The sequence below is a fragment of the Brevundimonas sp. FV1ye7S genome (assembly GCF_058680995.1).
In genome coordinates, this window is sequence record NZ_CM178726.1 from 2,931,799 (window position 1) to 2,948,866 (window position 17,068).

Annotated in this window: 13 protein-coding genes and 1 tRNA gene; 1 reads left to right on the plus strand and 13 read right to left on the minus strand. The window is 64.6% G+C overall.

Features of this window, described 5'->3' with window-relative positions:
• Nucleotides 1-122 precede the first annotated feature (122 nt).
• From ACW18C_RS14285 to ACW18C_RS14325, 9 genes are all read right to left on the minus strand, one after another.
• Nucleotides 123-3,692, minus strand: a complete 3,570-nt coding sequence (locus ACW18C_RS14285; RefSeq protein ID WP_492071597.1) for a TonB-dependent receptor domain-containing protein — start codon at nt 3,690-3,692, stop codon at nt 123-125.
• A gap of 131 nt (nt 3,693-3,823) precedes the next feature.
• Nucleotides 3,824-4,852 carry a FecR family protein gene (locus tag ACW18C_RS14290; RefSeq protein ID WP_492071599.1) on the minus strand — a complete coding sequence of 343 codons (1,029 nt, stop codon included), beginning with the start codon at nt 4,850-4,852 and terminating at the stop codon, nt 3,824-3,826.
• Nucleotides 4,849-5,361: an RNA polymerase sigma factor gene (locus ACW18C_RS14295; protein WP_052004898.1), complete on the minus strand. Its 513-nt coding sequence runs from the start codon at nt 5,359-5,361 to the stop codon at nt 4,849-4,851. Before ACW18C_RS14295 ends, ACW18C_RS14290 begins: the two co-directional genes overlap by 4 nt.
• 454 nt (nt 5,362-5,815) lie before the next feature.
• Nucleotides 5,816-7,954 carry a TonB-dependent receptor gene (locus ACW18C_RS14300; protein ID WP_492071601.1) on the minus strand — a complete coding sequence of 713 codons (2,139 nt, stop codon included), beginning with the start codon at nt 7,952-7,954 and terminating at the stop codon, nt 5,816-5,818.
• A 148-nt stretch (nt 7,955-8,102) separates the two neighbouring features.
• Nucleotides 8,103-8,627, minus strand: coding sequence for a PraA/PraB family alkane oxidation protein activator (locus ACW18C_RS14305; RefSeq protein WP_492071603.1), 525 nt, complete (start codon nt 8,625-8,627; stop codon nt 8,103-8,105).
• Between the two features lie 232 nt (nt 8,628-8,859).
• On the minus strand, nt 8,860-12,417 hold the full coding sequence (locus ACW18C_RS14310) for a TonB-dependent receptor (protein ID WP_492071604.1): 3,558 nt from the start codon (nt 12,415-12,417) through the stop codon (nt 8,860-8,862).
• Nucleotides 12,418-12,519: 102 nt separating this feature from the next.
• On the minus strand, nt 12,520-13,329 hold the full coding sequence (locus tag ACW18C_RS14315) for a FecR family protein (protein WP_492071605.1): 810 nt from the start codon (nt 13,327-13,329) through the stop codon (nt 12,520-12,522).
• A gap of 197 nt (nt 13,330-13,526) precedes the next feature.
• Nucleotides 13,527-14,063: an RNA polymerase sigma factor gene (locus ACW18C_RS14320; protein WP_492071607.1), complete on the minus strand. Its 537-nt coding sequence runs from the start codon at nt 14,061-14,063 to the stop codon at nt 13,527-13,529.
• A 288-nt stretch (nt 14,064-14,351) separates the two neighbouring features.
• A tRNA-Gly gene (locus ACW18C_RS14325) sits at nt 14,352-14,426 on the minus strand.
• Between the two features lie 74 nt (nt 14,427-14,500).
• On the opposite strand from ACW18C_RS14325, the gene ACW18C_RS14330 reads away from it, so the two are divergent.
• Entirely contained in the window at nt 14,501-14,629 is a 129-nt protein-coding gene (locus tag ACW18C_RS14330; RefSeq protein WP_492071609.1) for a hypothetical protein, read from the plus strand.
• A 19-nt stretch (nt 14,630-14,648) separates the two neighbouring features.
• On the opposite strand, the gene ACW18C_RS14335 is transcribed toward ACW18C_RS14330, so the two are convergent.
• From ACW18C_RS14335 to ACW18C_RS14350, 4 genes are read right to left on the minus strand one after another with little or no spacing between them, the layout of a single operon-like run.
• Entirely contained in the window at nt 14,649-15,632 is a 984-nt protein-coding gene (locus ACW18C_RS14335; RefSeq protein ID WP_492071610.1) for a TraB/GumN family protein, read from the minus strand.
• Between the two features lie 40 nt (nt 15,633-15,672).
• Complete coding sequence (locus tag ACW18C_RS14340) at nt 15,673-16,326, minus strand: hypothetical protein (protein WP_492071612.1); 654 nt, start codon at nt 16,324-16,326, stop codon at nt 15,673-15,675.
• Nucleotides 16,323-16,526 carry a helix-turn-helix transcriptional regulator gene (locus ACW18C_RS14345; RefSeq protein WP_492071613.1) on the minus strand — a complete coding sequence of 68 codons (204 nt, stop codon included), beginning with the start codon at nt 16,524-16,526 and terminating at the stop codon, nt 16,323-16,325. The genes ACW18C_RS14340 and ACW18C_RS14345 overlap by 4 nt, the downstream gene beginning before the upstream one ends.
• Before the next feature lie 10 nt (nt 16,527-16,536).
• Nucleotides 16,537-17,007 (minus strand): hypothetical protein, encoded by a 471-nt coding sequence (locus ACW18C_RS14350; RefSeq protein ID WP_292149685.1) that lies wholly within the window; start codon nt 17,005-17,007, stop codon nt 16,537-16,539.
• Nucleotides 17,008-17,068: the final 61 nt, after the last annotated feature.

Here is a 17,068-nt window from a genome sequence, read left to right on the forward strand (position 1 = left end):
TCGCCCAGGCGCGCCTTGATGAAATCGAATAGCCCAGATTGAATACAGAAAATTTAGACATGCTGAAGGGCCGGACTGCTGAGCAGTCCGGCGCCAGTATCAGCTCGCAGTAAAATTTTTACTCAGAATGATTTCCTGACCGATACTCCGATGATGCGCGGATCCAGGGTGAAGACATTGGTCGAATTGCCCAGGTCGTCGGGCCCGGTGAAGCCATCGGTGATGGGGGTGTCGTCGAAGACGTTCTTCACATAGGCCTGGACGACGAAGTCGGCGCTGGCATTGGCCAGGGTCAGGGACAGGTTGGCGTTCTCCCAACCCTTCAGCCGATCATAGGGGGCGAGATTATAGACCCGCATCCAGCTGTCGGACTGGCGGTAATAGTCGCCGCGCACCGTCACGTCCCAGCCCTGGGGCAGTTCGATCCGGTACTGAGCGCCGATGTTGAAGGTGACATGCGGCGCATTGGGCAGCTCATTGCCCGACAGATCCGCCGCGAAGCCCCGGCCGCCGTTGGGCGCCATGGTCAACGGGTCCCAGTTGATCGGGCTGGTGGCGTACCACTCATCCTTCAGGCCGTTGGCGTAGTTGTACGTCGACCCGCTGCCGGGCACCCAGGTGCCGCCGTAGTACATCGATGGACACAGGCTTCGCATGTAAGGCATGCTGCCGAGGTAGTTCGTGTTGCTTCCCCCCTGGTAGTCCTGGTAGTTGGCGACCCGACCCACGATGTCTTTCGGCACGATGCAGGTCGAGGGGCTGCCCGGCCAAGGCTTCAGGACCAGCCAGTCCTCATTACCTTGGGTCCGGTTCATGACGTCGATCGATTCCTCGCCGTCGCCGATACGGGTTTTCAGCAAGCCCAGGGTGGCGTCCAGGCGGAAGTTGCGCGTGGGGGCCCAAGCCGCCTCGAACTCCGCGCCCCAGATCTTGGCGTCGAAATTCTCGTTGTGGATCGCCCGTTCGATCAGCTGGGCGACCTGATAGTTCTTATAATCATAGTAGAAGCCGGTGGCGTTGAAGGTGAGACGGCCGCCGGACAGGCTGTTCTTCATCCCCACCTCATAGGCGTTGACGAACTCAGGATCGTAGCGAGACGGAAGAACCGGCGTATCGACCAGTTTGGGATTGTAGTCGCGATCGCGCGGATTGCCCCCGCCCCCCTTGTAGCCCCGCGAATAGGAGGCGTAGATCAGGGTGTCGTTGGTGAAGGCCAGGTCCGGCTTCCAGTCGATGGCCGCCCGACCGGTCCATTCGCCCCAGCCCATCTCCTCGTCCGGATACCGGGGATAACCGCGACCGACCAGGCCGGTGGAATCGGGATGATAGATGTCGGGGGCCGCCGCCAGCAGTTGCCCCGGCACAGGCGTGATGGTCTTTGTGTCGTCTGTATAGCGAAGACCCAGGGTCAGGCGCAGATCCTCGCGGACCTTCCAATAGCCTTCACCGAACACGGCCCAGGATTCAGTCTGGCTGATACTGGTGCTGCGGATATAGTTGTGGCCATCGCCGCCCTCGCCGTTCAGCAGGCCGGACAGGGGCGTGGGATCGATATAGATGCAGACGTTCGGGTCGAATGTCCCCGCAGCGGCCGCCGCCTGGCCGGCGGCGGTCGGATTGCAATATTGATCGACTAAGCCGTCCCCAAAGTAACTGGCGTTGTTCTGAAGCGCCATCATGCTGAAGACGTTGGAGATGATCCAATAATTCTCCTCGGTCTCATATTTCAGCCAGTTGGCGCCGAGATTGAAGTTGAACGGGCCGTCCCAGGCCGATTGCAGTCGGAACTCCTGCGACCATTGGGTGCTTTCGGCCTGGCTGAGGTCCAGCGCCATGAACCGATCGGTCGCGCCCAACTGGGGGTCGAGCCAGACCCCCCCCGTGGGGACGCCGCAATTCGGAAGCGGGCCGCAGACCGTCTTCTCACCAAAGGAGCCCGTGACCGCGCCATACACCGGCTTGCCGCCCGAAATGGAAGCGCCGATCCAGGGCGCCCAGTTCGGATTGACGGTCCGCGGCAGGCCGGTGAACTTGCCCGGCGTTTCATAGGCGTACATCTGGCCCGTGGCGTAGGACCGGAAGAAATCCTGGAAGCCGGAATAGCTGTCTTCCATATAGAGGGTCTGGGAATACAGGGTCAGGCCCGGCGTCAGATTCCATTCCAGGTTCAGTTGAAACAGGTCGTTCTCAGCCTGGAACTTGGGATCATAGGCGGTGGAAATGGTGCGCAGATCGGCGACCTGGCGGTTTCCCTCGACCGCAAAAGGATCGAGATAGAGGGGGAACAGATAGGTGCCGTCGTAACCGTTTGCATCGGCGCTGTTCCACTGGTTCGGCCGTCGTCCGGGGCCGGGCCAGACGGGATTCACGAAGATGTTCACGAAGTTGGTCAGGGAGGCGGTGATCGGGAAGCTGCGCCCGTCCGGCACGCCATAGGCGTCGTCGCTGTAGAGCGAATCCGGCGTGCAGCCCGGCGTGATGGTCGTCTTCGTCCAATAGGCGAAGGTCGGGTGCGAGTGATCGCCGCCGGCGGGGTCTGTCCAGTCGATGCTGGCGGGCGTCTCGCCCCGCGTGCACAGCATCTTGCCCGTGCGTGAGCGGTCGTCGTCCTCGCGGAACCGTTCCCACAGGAAGTTGGCGCGGAAGTTCTCGGTCGGCTGCCACAGCACGCCCAGGCGCGCGCCCCATAGGTCGCGGCCGTTGACGTTCTGCTGGGTGATGCTGTTGTAGTCGAAGCCGTCGCGCTGGGTCGCCGCGGCCGCAAAACGCAGCGCCAGCGTATCGCCGATCGGGATGTTGATCATGCCCTTGGCGCGGCGGCTGTCGTGATTGCCGACCTCCCACTGGGCGTCCATCGAGAACTGCTCCAGCTCGGGCAGGTTCGGCAGCATGTTGATGACGCCCGCCGTGGCGTTACGACCATACAGGGTGCCCTGCGGGCCGCGCAGCACCTCGACCCGATCGACGTCGAAATACTCCTGCTCGAACAGGCGGTTTCTGAGCAGGGCGGTGTTGTTGAACGACACGGCCACGCCCGGGTCGGCCGTGGTGGCCAGCACTTTTGAGCCGATGCCGCGGATCGAGAAATTGTAGCTGGTGAAATTGTCCTTGGAGAAGCTGACGTTCGGCACGATCCGCAGCAGTTCCGCACCCCCCTCGACCTTGCGGTCGTCCAGCTGCTGGGCCGAGAAGGCCGAGACGGCCACCGGCACGTCGATGATCCGCTCTTCCATCCGCCGCGCCGTGACGACGATGTCCTCCAGCGCCGCGACGTCGGGGCGCGCCTGTTGCGGCGCCGACAGGGCGGCGGGCGCGGTCGTCTGACGGCGCCGCACCGGCTCGTCGGCGGCCGGCGCGATCACATAGGCCCCGTTCACATCGCGCCGCCACCCCAGTCCGGTGCCGCGCAGCAAGGTGGTCAAGGCCTGTTCGACGGTGCCGGCGCCGGAGACGGCGGCGCTGCGGCGGCCGTTCAGCCGCACGCCGGCGGCGATGACCACGGCGTCGGTCTGTTCCGACAGCGCCTGGACGGCCGCGCCGAGCGGCTGGGCCGGAATGGTGATGGCGCGACCGTGTGCGGACGCGCCCGACGCCGCCTGCGCCGCAGCGGGCGTCGTCGCCAGACCCGCCGCAAGCACGGCGGCGGTCGAAGCCAGGAACAAGCCCTTCAGGCTCGAACAATGAGATTTCATGAAGTCCCCCGTGTGAAATCCCGCGTTGGAACGCGGGGCGGGCGCTTCCCTTTGGGCGCGCCTCACCTACACAGGACAGCGGACGAAGACCGGCGTTTCAGGCCTGCGCAAAATTTCACAAAAACTTCGCCTTACGCCCCCCGCTTGCGGCCGATGACCATGCGTCCGGCGGCGTCTCGTCTCACGCTCAGACCCTTGCCTTGCGCCAGGGCGGTCAGGGCGATCTCCATCTGATCGAAGCGGAAGGCCACTGTGACCGGCAGGTCGGCCAGACTGGGATCCTCCAGGACCACGCCAGCCGGATGATAGCGGTTCAGGCTTTCCACCACCTGCCCCAGGGGCGCGTCGCGGAAGGCCGCGCGCTGGTCGCGCCAGCGCCCCGCGCTCGCCGGGTCGAAGGTCTGGACGGCGAGCGATCCGTCGGGGCGCACGGTGGCGGCCTCTCCCGGCGTCAGGATGGCGACGCTTTCGGCCGACGCGGCCCTGACCCGTCCTCGGGACACCGCGACATGGGCGCCCCGGCTGCCGCGATTCACCTCAAAGGCCGTGCCGATGACGGTGACGGTCAGATCACCGGCCGCGACCGTGAACGGACGCTGGGGCGCCGCCGCGACGTCGAAGTAGGCGTCGCCTTCCAGAAGTTCGACCTTGCGCCTGTCGTCTTCCATTCGGACGCGCAGGGTCGATCGACCGCCCAGGGTCACGCGGCTGCCGTCGGAGAGGACGATGCGGCGGATTTCCGCCGGGCCAGTCGCGGTTTCCACGGTTCTGACCCAAAGCGCCGCCACGACCTGGCGATGCAGATCAGGTCCGATCATGACGGCGCCGAGCATGGCCGCGGCGACGGCCGCCGGCGCGCCCCAGCGTTTCCAGCGCCCTGAACGGGTCTCGCGGCGGGGCAGCCGCCGTCGATTCGGCGTCGCCACGGGTTCCGCCGGCAAGACGGCCGCGTTCAGGGCCTCGGACCAGTCCAGATCCGCCCAAAGCCCGCGGGCTTCAGCGAAGGCGTCGGCATGCGCCGGCTGAGCCTCCAGCCACGTCGTCAGCGCCCGCCGCCGTTCGGCCGGCAGAGGCGCGCCGCTGTTCAACTCCGACAGCCAGTCGAAGGCGGCGTCCATCACCTCATCTGGCGCCTCATCGGGGACGACGGGCGCGGTCAACGCACGCTCCTGTCCAGTTCGGCGGTCATGCGCGCCTTGAGTGTGGAGAGGGCGCGCGAAATCCGGCGGCTGATGTCCGCCTGAGACCGACCGGTCCGCTTCGAAATCTCATCGTAGGTCATGCCTTCAATCCGGCTCATAACAAGCAGGCTGCGCTCCTCTTCGGGCAGGTCAAGGATCGCCTGATTCAATCGCCTGTGCCTTTCCCTCTCCAGAAGGACACTTTCGGGGGTTCGTTCTTCCAGGATCGGAAGCAGGGGCGCCTGCGCCTCCTGATCGAGCGTGCGTTGCGCCACGGCCGCGTGGCGCATCTGGTTCAGGACCAGGTTTCGCGCCATGACCAAAAGGAAGGCGCGAGGATTGCCGACCGAGCGGCGGTCCGGCAAGCCGCCGAAGCGCAGGAAGGCGGTCTGGATCGCGTCCTCCAGCCCGTCGTGATCGACGCCGAAACGCCGGCGCAAGGCCTTCAACAGATCAGCATGATATCTGCGGTGCAGGCTGTCCATCATGCTACGCCACTCGGTGTGATCCGATCTGAAGGCTAGTCCTCGTCGAGCCGAACCCGAGCGCCGCCTTCGATAGGGACGAAGCATGAAGGTTGGATGACGCCCTGCTTCAGCGACCGCCGGGCTCCCTCGAGAGGCGATTCCTCAGAAGCGCGTCCATCTCCGCCGAACAGAACCGGAACGCGTTGCGTCCGCAGGGCGGACGAAGCGGGGAATTCTAGGTGACCGTAGGGCAGCCGCCGCGTCCGGACGGGAGCCGGCCACTGACCATGTTCCGTCGCCTCGCCGTCACCGCGGCCCGACTGCGCGCCCTGCTTGAGTTGTTGACGCGTTCGGATTCACCGCGGCTTAGGTGGAATTGTCCAGCGGCCTGACGTCGTTCACAGGAGGCGTTCCTTCCGAGCAAGCCGGAGCAGCAGCCGATGAAGGAACTGGAGAATCATAGATCGCTGGCCCGCTAAAATCGGCGCTTCAGGCTGATAAGGATCGTTCGCCCCATGGGATCCTGATCATCGCGTCCATAGCCCGGCGCCGAGCGGTCGTCGCCCAGACGGGCGCTCGGCCGCGCATCAAGGAGGTTGGAGATGTCGAGTTGGACCTGAAGGCCCGTTCCACGTCGCGGCCGTCCTCCATCCTCTGGCGGCGGGCCGGCGAACTGGTAGCTGGCCTTCAGATCGACGGTGCTGAAGGCGTCAACGCGCAGGTCGTCCGGACCGTCCTGTCCGATCATTCGACGAGTCCGGTAGCCCTCGCGCCAGTTGGCGACCGCATTCAGGCCCCAGGCGCCCCGGCTCACGTCAACCGCCAGCCCAAGCCTGTGTCGTGATACTCCGCCGCCGTCACCCGCCAGACGATCCATCGACGGCAGGCCGTCATGGATGGTCGTGGCGTTGCTCAGATTCCAGGTGTGATTCAAGCGCAGACGGAGCGTCGCGTCCCGGCGCCTGCCCCCCTGCCCCAGTGAGGCGCTCACGCCGAAACTCGTGTTCAGCGTCTCGGCGAGCGCGGAGGCATAGTTGATCGGACGCTGGTCAATGCTGTCGAGACGGCCGTCGGACCCGCGGTGGAACCGCTCGGGAAAGGCGGCCTCGACCTGGAGCGTCAGCGCCGGCAAGCCGCCGACGCCATCGACCGCATCGCTTCTATTGTAGCTGACCCCCCCCTGGAGCGGGAAGCCGCTGAACGGCCCCGCCGCCAGCGACAGGGACAGTTGATCGGTACTCGGCGCGCGCAGGTCGGGATTACCGCCGAGGATCGGCAGCACCTCGACGGCTTCTCCCGTCAGAAAGTCGAAGACGACGACGGGGTCGCCATAGTATTCTGGCTCGAACCGCTGGGCGTCGTCGAGGCTTTGCGCCGAGGTCGACCAGTGCCCGCTGATCCGTAAGGACGGACGTGGATTCCAGGCGAAGCCTAGGTTCGTTCCCTCCCCTCGCCCGGAGTCCGTTTTGCTCACATTCGCACCGACGGTCACTGAGAGGTCGCCCGGATGAAAGGCAGGCGCGTCCTCGCCGATCGGCCTTCGCAGCAGGGGAACGGACAGGCTTCCGCTGAAACCCTCCGCCCGGCCCGAATGGGTCGTGCGAAAGGCCGCACCTTCGGTCTCCGACCGCGACCGGGATGCGCGCCCCGCAAGGCTGACGGCCGCCGGTCCCGCCGGGATGTCGAACAGGGGGCGGCTCAGGCTCAGGTTCGCCGAAACGATCCGGGTGCGGGAATCGGATGGCGACAGGCCAGATCGTTCGTTCTGGGACACGGCGCCGTTCAGGGCGCCCTGAACCGACCAGCCCGCCAGTTTCCCATTCAGGCCACCGACCATGTTCAGTGACCGCGAGGTCTGTCGGCTGCCCGTCGGCTCGTCTTCCCGCAGGGCTGTCGAGCGACGCTCCTGAATCCGACCGTCGGCTCTCAGACTCAGGGCCCAGTCGCGGAGCGAAGCGGTCTGGGCCCAGTTGGCGGAAAGGGATTTCGACGCAGGACGCAGCGTGACCGTCTCGGCGGCCGACCCGTCAGCGCGCGTCTGGTCGCGCTCCCCGGCGCGCAGGGCCGTGTCGAGGTCGAGCTTGAGCCCGAGTTGGCGCGTGCGTGTGTCGATGATGGAGGATTGACGCAGATCGAGCGATGTCTCGGAGCGGCCCCCAGCGGTCGGAAGGCGCAGACTGGCGCGAGCGTCCCGGCTGTGGAAGCGGCGTTGCAGGACGATGTTCACCACGCGGCGCGAAGGATCGGTCTCGCCATACAGGGCTCCGGCCTGAGGGGGCAGGACCTCGGCCCGGATCAGGGCGTCTGGCGGAAATCCGGAGAAGACCCCCGGATCGGCCATGGGCCGCCCGTTCACGATGATCAGGGGGCCATCGCCGAGGCCAAAGTCCTCTGACAGGCGCCGGATCACCTGGCCGATGTCGTCGGCGCCCAGGGCGTCGATCTCGAACCCGTCCAGTTCGACCTCGGGCTCGACCAGGGCGACGCCGCGACGGCCCTGCACCACCACATCGTCCAGGACGGCGGGCTCGCCGTCCGGGGACGGGGCGTCCTGCGGGTCCGGCGCTTGCCCGATGACCAGGGTCGAGATCAGCACGAGGGCGAGGTCAGCCACGGCGAGGTCTCCGATGGGCGCGGCATCCCGACAGACCCGACGCTTGTCCTACGGGCCGCGCCCCCAGCAACCTGACCAACCGGACAAAAGAGAAGGCAAGGCGCCACCAAGCCGCGCCTTGCCTCCGTGTTTGGGGGATGAGTGGATCCTACTGGATCAGAACCAGATTGTTGCCGATGTTGGTTCGCAGAGCCAACTGGCCGCCGGCGCGGCAGATGCCGCTCTCGCCGAACCAGTCGCCGTCGAAGGTCGCAGTAGCGGTGGTGTTGTTATAGGCGAGAGGATACTCAAATTCCTCGCAGTCGCCGCCGCGCGTTCCGACGATGAACTCGTCGAGGACGATCTCGTTCAGCGAAGCCGGCGTCACTTCGATCGGGAAGTTCAGCGAGTTGTCGCAGGCGAGATTGCCGTTATTGCCCGGCGCCCGGACGCCCGTATAGCTGTTGAAGACGATGGTTTCGCCGCCAGCGCCCACCACGCCATTGATCGTGACGTTGCAGACCGTCTCGATGACGCCCGGGTAGTCGACGAACTGGACAAGTTGGCCGGAGGCGGTGACGGCAGTGCCGGCGGTTTGGTTGAAGCTGTAGCTCTGGGCCGACGCGGCCGAAGCGCCAGCCACGAGGGCCAGAGCGGAAATCGCGGCCGCAGCCATCTTTTCGAACTTGGTCATGAAAGTGTTTCCTTGCTTTGGAGGTTAACGAGATTGGATTTAGACTTCGCAGCACTCTTACGCAGGCCGCCGCTTTTTTGGCGACACGAGAACCTTAGATGGTGATTGCGACAACTTAGATTCGACTTGATGAAATGAATCGATTCTAAATTTATACCGCCATCATTACAGAAAATGCGCACACGAAAACATGCCGCACATCGCAGCAAGCCCAAATCTATTCTAATTCTAGTTAGAATGATTTCCTGACCGACACTCCGATGATGCGCGGATCGAGCGTGAACACGTTGGTGGGATTGCCCAATTCGTCCGGTCCGGTGAAACCATCCGTGATAGGCGTCTTGTCGAAGACGTTCTTCACATAGGCTTGGACGACGAGGTCGGCGGTTGGATTGCTCAGGGTGACGGAGAGATTGGCGTTGTCCCAACCCTTCAACCGATCGTAGGGCGCGTAATTGTAGACCCGCATCCAGCTGTCGGACTGCCGATAATAGTCGCCGCGCACCATCACATCCCACCCTTGCGGCAGTTCGATGCGATACTGGGCGCCGATGTTGAACGTTACGCGCGGGGCGTTGGGCAGTTCATTGCCGGATAGGTCGGCCGAAATGCCCCGCCCTCCGTTCGGAGCCGTGAGCGGATCCCATGCGAGGGGGTATTCGGACTGCCAAGGGTCGGAGGTTCTTCCCCACTTGTCCGCATAGTTGAACTGTGATCCGCTCCCCGGCACCCAACTGCCCAGCAACTGACGGGCGGGGCACAGCGTCCTAATTTGGGTTGAGCCCAGCATCTTCTCGGTCGCCCTAGCCGTATAGGGACGGCTCCAGTCATTGATGCCGATCAAGCGGCCCACGACATCGGCCGGCACGATGCAGGTGGAGGGGCTCCCCGGCCACGGCTTCAGGACCAGCCAATTGGGATCACCCTGGGTGCGGTTCATGACGTCGACGGATTCCATCCCGTCGCCAATCCTGGTCCTTAACAGACCAACGGTCGCGTCGAGCCGGAAGTTGCGGGTGGGTTGCCACGCGGTCTCGAACTCGGCACCCCAGATCTTGGCGTCGAAGTTCTCATTGTGGATCGACCGTTCGATCAATTGGGCGACCTGATAGCCTTCATAGTCATAGAAGAAGGCGGTAGCGTTGAACGTCAGTCGCCCACCCTGCATCGCGTTCTTAAGGCCGAGTTCATAGGCATTGACGAACTCGGCATCGTAGCGGGACGGCAATTCAGCCACGTTAATCAGATTTGGGTTATAGTCTCGGTCGCGCGGATTGCCGCCGCCGCCCTTATAGCCACGAGAGAAAGAGGCATAGACCAAAGTGTCGTCGGTAAACGACAGGTCCGGCTTCCAGTCGATGGCGACTCGGCCCGTCCATTCGCCCCAGTTCATCTCTTCGTCTGGGTATCGGGGATAATCTCTACCAACCAGACCGGTGTTGTCGATGATCGGAACACCATCAATGGTGTATGGTGTTGCCGCCAGCAACTGGCCTGGCACCGGTGTGATGGTCTTCGTATCATCCGTGTAGCGTAGACCCAGGGTCAGGCGCAGGTCGTCGTGGACGGTCCAATAGCCCTCGCCGAAGACGGCCCAGGATTCAGTCTCGCTAATGCTCGTGTTTCGGGCGTAGTTGTGTCCATCCCCGCCCTCCCCTTGGAGGAGCCTGTCGAGCGGTGTCGGATCGATATAGGCACAGGTGTGAGAATCGAAGGAGGCGTCGCCTGCATCGATTTTTCCCTGACCTTGCGCGGTCAGGTTACAGTTTTTATCGAAATCACCGGTCGAATACATAAACTCGTTTTGCTTCACAGCCATCATCGAGAAGACGTTGGATATGACCCAGTAATTTTCTTCTGTTTCATACTTCAAATAGTTGGCGCCAAGGTTGAAGTTGAACGGTCCGTCAAAGCTGGATTGCAGACGGAATTCCTGCGACCATTGGGTGCTTTCAGCCTGGCTTATGTCCAGGGCCATGAAGCGGTCCGTGGCGCCCAACTGGGGATCGAGGAAGACCCCGCCGGTAGGAATCCCGCAGTCCGCCAACGGACCACACACTTGGCCGCCTGCCCACGACGTCGAATACACAACCCCGACCTCCGGGACGGAGTCGCCGATCCAGGGTCGCCAAAAATTCTTTACCGTTCGCGGAAGACCATTGACGATGCCGGGCGTCTCCCAACGATACATTTGGCCAGTGGCTTGCGAGCGAAAGAAATCCTGAAATCCGGAGTAGGAATCTTCCATGTAGAGCGTTTGCGAATGGAGGGTCAGGCCGGGGCTCAGATTCCATTCGAAATTAAGCTGGAAGATGTCGTTCTCAGCTTGGAATTTCGGATCGTATGAGGTCGAAATCGTACGCAGATCCGCTACCTGGCGGTTGCCCTCGACCGCAAAGGGATCGACCTCCAGCGGGAACAGATAGGTGCCGTCGAAGCCATTCGGAGCCGTCCCGCCAGGCGTCGATTCAAAGACATACATGTCGTTCAGCGAGGCGGTGACCGGGAAGCCCCGACCGTCCGGAACGCCGTAGGCTTCGTCCGTATAAAGGGAGGACGCCGTACAAGGCGGGGTCAGAGTGTGGCGTGTCCAATAGGAGAACACCCTGGAGGTCTGCGCCGTACCATCCGGCGCGGTCCAGTCGAAACTTTCCGGCGTCTCGCCGCGGGTGCACAGGTTCTTGCCGGTGCGGGCGCGGTCGTCGTCCTCGCGGAACCGTTCCCAAAGGAAGTTGGCGCGGAAGTTGTCGGTCGGCTCCCACAGCACGCCGACGCGCGTGGACCACAGGTCGCGGCCGTTGACGTTCTGCTCGGTGACGGAGTTGTAGTCGAACCCGTCGCGCTTGGTCATCGCCCCGGCGAAGCGCAGCGCCAGAGTGTCGCCGATCGGAATGTTGACGTAACCCCGCGCCCGCTCGGTTCCGTGGTTGCCCAGTTCGCCTTGGATGTCGCCCGAGAACTCGCCCAGTTCCGGGAGGTTGGGTAGCAGGTTGACCACGCCCGCCGTGGCGTTGCGGCCGTACAGGGTACCCTGCGGCCCGCGCAGCACCTCCAGCCGCTGGACGTCGAAATATTCCTGCTCGAACAACCGGTTGCGCAGCAACGGCGTATTGTTGAAGCTGATCGCCACTCCCGGGTCGGCCGTGGTGGCCAGAACCTTGGCCCCGATGCCGCGGATCGAGAAGTTGTAGCCGGTGAAGTTGTCCTTGGAGAAGTTGACGTTCGGCACGACGCGCAGCAGCTCCGACCCGCCCTCGATCTTGCGGTCGTCCAGTTGCTGGGCCGAGAAGGCCGAGACCGCCACCGGCACGTCGATGATCCGCTCCTCCATGCGCCGCGCAGTGACCACGACGTCCTGGATCACCGTGGCCTCAGGCGCAGGCTCCGCGCCCGGCGGGGGCGTGGCCGGACGGCGGCGCGGCGTCACGGGCGCCTCCTGTGTCGGTCGCGCAGGCTGCGCCGCGCGCGTGATCAGATAGGTCCCCGATCCGTTGACACGATACGCCAGGCCGCTGCCGTTCAGCAGGGCGCCCAGCGCCTGATCCACCCCACCCTGGCCGCGATAGCCCGAGGTCCGCTTGTTGCGCACCAGATCGGCCGCAAACACGATGTTGCGGCCGCTGTCCCGGCTCAGTTGCGTCAGGGCGGCGCTCAGGTCCTGGGCGCCGATGCTGAAGGCCGCTGGGCGGCTGGCCTGGGCCTTGGCCTGGGCGGATAGCGGCGCCAGAATCACGACAGCGGCGCTCAGCAAAAGAAGCGCCTTGCGGCGCGGCCCTTGATCAATCGTCATTTTGGAATTCGTCCCCCGTCCGATCCCCCCGACGGGGTCGGTCTCCCACACAGGAACGGCAGGCGGGAACGAATCCCCTCAACTTTCGCCGTGAAGTTTTTGCTACATCGTCGCAGGCATGAGGATTGTCCGTCCGTCGGCTGAATGCTTGGTCGACAAGGGAAAAATGTCCGTCATCGTTTCGGCGAAGGCGTCCGCCTCGGCGACGCGGAAGGCCCCGCTTACACGCAAAGCGCCGGCCGGGCCCTCGGCCACCACTATGGGCCGGCGCGTATAGCGGTTCATTTCGGCGACCGCCTCGCTCAGCGGCGTTTCCTCGAAATACACTACGCCGTCGCGCCATCCCGCCAACCGAGCCGCGTCGGCCTTGCGGACGGTCGTCGTCCCGTTGGCGCGCGCCGTCATCACCTCGCCTTTCGACAGAATCTGCGTCGGCCTTTGGCCGTCCGACGAAACGCGCACGACGCCGTCGAGCATGGCGACGCGAAGGGCGCCGGGCAAAAGAAGCACGTCGAAGGCAGTTCCCACCGCCGTGACCCGGCGATCGTCCGCCAGCACCTCAAACGGGCGGGAAGCGTCATGTGCGACCGTGAAAAAAGCCTGTCCCTTCTCAAGGCGCACCATGCGGCTGCGCCCGGAGAAGGTCACCTCTGCGGCGCTGTCGGCGTTGAGCGCAAGCACGGACCCGTCTTCGAGGGTCACGGAGGCGCGTTCGCCCGCGGCGGTGACATAGCGCGCGGTCTGCATCCCGCCGACGCCGAACACCGCCGTCAGGTGGGAAAGAGGCCCCGCCCCCCAACCCATGGCTCCCGCGACGAGCAGGGCCGCGACCAAGCTGGCCGCCACCGCGCGCAGCGACGGCCATCGGCTTTCCGGTCGCGCCTTCAGCGCCGCACCGCGCAGGACCATCATCGCCTCGTCGGCGCCATGCCTTCCCAACGCTTGGTCCGCGTGAAGGACCGCATCATAGGCGGCCCGATGATTCGGCGCGACCTCGAGCCAGGCGGCGAGCCGCGCCTCATCCCGGGGGCTGAGGCCGGCCTCCGCCCTAAGCGCCCATTCGCCCGCCGTTTCAAGCAGATCGGGAGCGGATCGCTTCGTGTTTCTCCTCATTGCCCCGCCTCTCCGAGCTGCGCGGCGAGTTGGGCCATGCCCTTGACCAGCCGACGCTCGACCGTGCTGATCGATATCCCCAACCGTCGCGCGATCTGCGCATGGGTCAGGCGTTCCAGGCGAGCGAGCATCACGACGTGGCGGGTGCGTTCCGGCATCAGCCGCAGGCATTCGATCAGGCGCTGCAGTTCCTGCCGACCTTCGACGATGCGTTCGACAGAATGGTCGGGCACGGCGTGCCGGGCCTCGTCATAGGCCGTGTGCTGGTCCTCTCGGCGTGTGTGGGCGCGGCGGTGGCGATCGATCGCGACCGAGGCGGCCGTTTCGAAAAGATAGGCCTCCCCATGGTCCCAGCCTACGATATCCGGTCGCCGCGACAGGCGCAGAAAGACATCCTGCACCGCGTCTTCCGCGTCCGACGCGGACAGCCCCCTGCGCTGAAAATAGCGCAGCAGGGCCGGCCGCGACCGCCTGGAAAGATCGGCCAGCGCACGTTCTCCAGCGTAATCCCCGTCCCGCAGGTCGTCGGCCATGCCTGCTCGCCATCTCGCCATGAACCGCCTCCTTCTACGCCTTCGTTGCGGACGGATTGTGAAGACCCGCCTATTCAGGAACGGCGCATACGGAGAAACCCCTCATTCAGGCGTCGAAAAGACAATCAGGGAGTCGAACACGCGACGAATGGGAGCCCTCAGGCGTCCGTTTACCAGGCAGACCAAATTGGAACTTCCAACTCCGAACCTGCGAACGAAGCCAGATTTTTTTGCAAAGCCAATCGCAAATTTGCAGACTTCTCGCCCGGCCAGCTTTTCTATTGAAATTGGAGCGGGCGATGGGAATCGAACCCACGACATTCAGCTTGGGAAGCTGACGTTCTACCTCTGAACTACGCCCGCGCGACGTCTTCCTTAGACGGAGGTCTGGCGCGGCTCAAGGCGGCGGGGCAAGGTCTTGTCGGGGAGGATGCGAAATGCGGCGAGGAAACGACGGCGGCGGCCTGGGCGGCCTCGGCTTCGGCTGTCTTGCCTCCACGATATTGGCGGGCGTGGCGGCGGCGGCGCTGTGGGTGATCTTCGCCTGGGGCGTCAATCAGGCCTGAGCGCCGCCGCCCTTTACAACTATTCGACGCTTTCGACGGCGACGCCGCGCGACTTCAGGATCGACTGGACGCTGTCGTCGCCGGTCAGGTGGGCGGCGCCCACGGCGATGAAGGCGGTGCCGGAGCCCTGGAGTTGGGTCTGGATCTGGTCGGCCCAGTCGGTGTTCCGGTCGACCAGCAGCACCTTGTACAGATCCGGGGCGTCGGTCTTCATCTCCTCGACGACGATCTTGTCCAGGGCTTTAACGTCGCCCTTGGCCCAGGCCTCGACCATGGAATCGAGCCGGACCACCGCCTGATCATAGTCCTTCAACGTCTCGCGCAGGAGCTCCAGCTGGACGTCGTCAGGCAAGGTGGCCAGCATGCCGATCTGTTCCTCGATCGTTTCCAGACCATGCACGGGCTTGCCCGCCGCGATGGCGCGCGCCTTCAGGGCCTGCTCGACGCCGGACTGGGGATCATAGCCGGCCTTCAGCAGGGGGGCGACCGACAGGGTCAGACCGACCAGCCAGGGCTTCATCGGCTCCATCTGTGCGGCGGTGAGACCGATGGTCTGGGCGGCGACGTCCAGCTGGGCCACTTCCTCGGCCGTCAGACGGCTGGACAGCGGGGTCTGGGGCGACATGCCGTATTGCTGCACCAGGGGGATGACGGCCGCCTGGTCATCGGGATTGCTGATTTCGAACCAGATGTCCGAGGCGCTTTCGAAGGCGGCCTGGACGCGTGGGCTGTTCCAGCCGGTGGTCGGGCGCAGCACATGGACCGTGCCGAACAGATACAGGGTCGAGTCCGCATCCTTGACCACCCACAGGGCCGGTCCCTGGCCCTGAATGGCGGGCGCCGCAGCGGGGACGGGCGCCGGAGCGGCCTGGGTCTGGGGCTGGGCCAGGGCCTGGGCCGGAGCGCCGGCGATGGCGAAGACCAGGGCCAGGCCGGCGGCGACGCCGACGACGCCCTGGGTGAGGGTGGAAACGGAAGACTTGAGGCGTTTGGAAAGGGTCATGGTTGTTTCCTCGGTTGAAAAGATGTGGAAATGTTGGGGTTTAGGCGAGCCCACGACGGGCGGACACGACGGCGGAGACGAACAGGTAGAGGGTCATCAGGACGGCGTAGACGTCCCAGGCGGTGAGCGGCGGCAGCAGGCTGAGCCGCTCGGCCGCCGCCCAGAGGAAGAGCAGGCCCTGGCCCAGGAAGAAGGTCGCGGTGGCGGCCTCCAGGGTGGCACGGCGCAGCAGTTCATCGACGCCGCGCCACATCCTGATGTTCAGCACCGTATGAACGGCGAACAGCAGAATGATCAGGCCCATCGCCAGGCCGCCGGCCAGTCCCGCCAGAGAGAAGGCCAGGGGCAGCAGCAGGATGAAGCCGGAGAAGCCTAGGACGGCCGCCTGGAAGCGGGCCTGGCCGACCTCCTCAGGCGAGGCGGGCTCTTCCAGATGGTACATTCGGGCCAGGCGGCGCGGGTCCAGACTGATGACCATGACCGCACCGGCGCCGATCATCAGGGCGATTCCAGTCAAGGCCGCCAGGGCGTCTGACCATCGCAGGTTCAGGCCGTCCAGGGCGTCCGGCCCGATCAGCTGGGGCAGGACCGTTCGGCCGAAGACATAGCCGGCGGCCCCCATGACCGCGCCGAAGCCGAAGCCGACCAGCAGACGACGCGGCAGGCGAGCGTTTTTGGGGGGTGAAGCGGTCATCCGTTGTTCTCCTCTTCCGAGAAAATGGACTCGATCGGTTGTTCGAAGATGCGGGCGATCTTGAAGGCCAGCGGCAGGGACGGGTCGTAGCGACCGGTCTCCAGCGCATTGACGGTCTGTCGCGAGACGCCCAGCAGTTCGGCGAGATGGGCCTGAGACCAGTCGCGCTCGGCCCGCAGCACCTTGAGGCGGTTGTTCATGGTTCAGCCCTCAACGGCGCTTCCACCACCACCAGGCCCAGGCGAGGCCGTAGCCGAGCAGCATCAGCAAAATCATCGCATAGGCGCCGATGGCCGCATGGATGGCGGGGTCATCCCGGTCGAAGAAGGTGAAGGGAAGACGCCATTCCGACGCCTGGGGCAGGAAGGACAGAATAATCGCGATGCCGCCCAGCATCATGCCCGTCGAGCCGCCCCAGAACCAGGCCGACTTGTGAGCCTCGCGCGCCGCCTCATCGATCGAACGCATCCACAGCACGGCCGTCCATAGGGCGGCGGACATAAGCCCGACACCCAACACGCCGAGCACGACTGGCGCGACCGCCGCCTCAAACCGGGCCATGGCGTCAGGGTCGTCGGCGAAGAAATAGCCGACCGCGTATCCAGCGACGCCGGAGAGGATGATCAGAGCGACCATGGCTACAGCCGAGCCGATCAAGATTTTCACGACAGTCCGCGGCATGGAACGCCTCCTTGTCTTTATGACAAGGACACTTTACCTCGCGACCCAAGGATGTCAAGCA

What these genes read in the sequence shown, in the direction of transcription:
- ACW18C_RS14315 (WP_492071605.1), bottom strand. Translation starts at nt 13,329, where the DNA reads ATGATGGTCCTGCGCGGTGCGGCGCTGAAGGCGCGACCGGAAAGCCGA.
- ACW18C_RS14345 (WP_492071613.1), bottom strand. Translation starts at nt 16,526, where the DNA reads ATGAACAACCGCCTCAAGGTGCTGCGGGCCGAGCGCGACTGGTCTCAG.
- ACW18C_RS14305 (WP_492071603.1), bottom strand. Translation starts at nt 8,627, where the DNA reads ATGACCAAGTTCGAAAAGATGGCTGCGGCCGCGATTTCCGCTCTGGCC.
- ACW18C_RS14350 (WP_292149685.1), bottom strand. Translation starts at nt 17,007, where the DNA reads ATGCCGCGGACTGTCGTGAAAATCTTGATCGGCTCGGCTGTAGCCATG.
- ACW18C_RS14295 (WP_052004898.1), bottom strand. Translation starts at nt 5,361, where the DNA reads ATGATGGACAGCCTGCACCGCAGATATCATGCTGATCTGTTGAAGGCC.
- ACW18C_RS14340 (WP_492071612.1), bottom strand. Translation starts at nt 16,326, where the DNA reads ATGACCGCTTCACCCCCCAAAAACGCTCGCCTGCCGCGTCGTCTGCTG.
- ACW18C_RS14285 (WP_492071597.1), bottom strand. Translation starts at nt 3,692, where the DNA reads ATGAAATCTCATTGTTCGAGCCTGAAGGGCTTGTTCCTGGCTTCGACC.
- ACW18C_RS14310 (WP_492071604.1), bottom strand. Translation starts at nt 12,417, where the DNA reads ATGACGATTGATCAAGGGCCGCGCCGCAAGGCGCTTCTTTTGCTGAGC.
- ACW18C_RS14320 (WP_492071607.1), bottom strand. Translation starts at nt 14,063, where the DNA reads ATGGCCGACGACCTGCGGGACGGGGATTACGCTGGAGAACGTGCGCTG.
- ACW18C_RS14335 (WP_492071610.1), bottom strand. Translation starts at nt 15,632, where the DNA reads ATGACCCTTTCCAAACGCCTCAAGTCTTCCGTTTCCACCCTCACCCAG.
- ACW18C_RS14330 (WP_492071609.1), top strand. Translation starts at nt 14,501, where the DNA reads ATGCGGCGAGGAAACGACGGCGGCGGCCTGGGCGGCCTCGGCTTCGGC.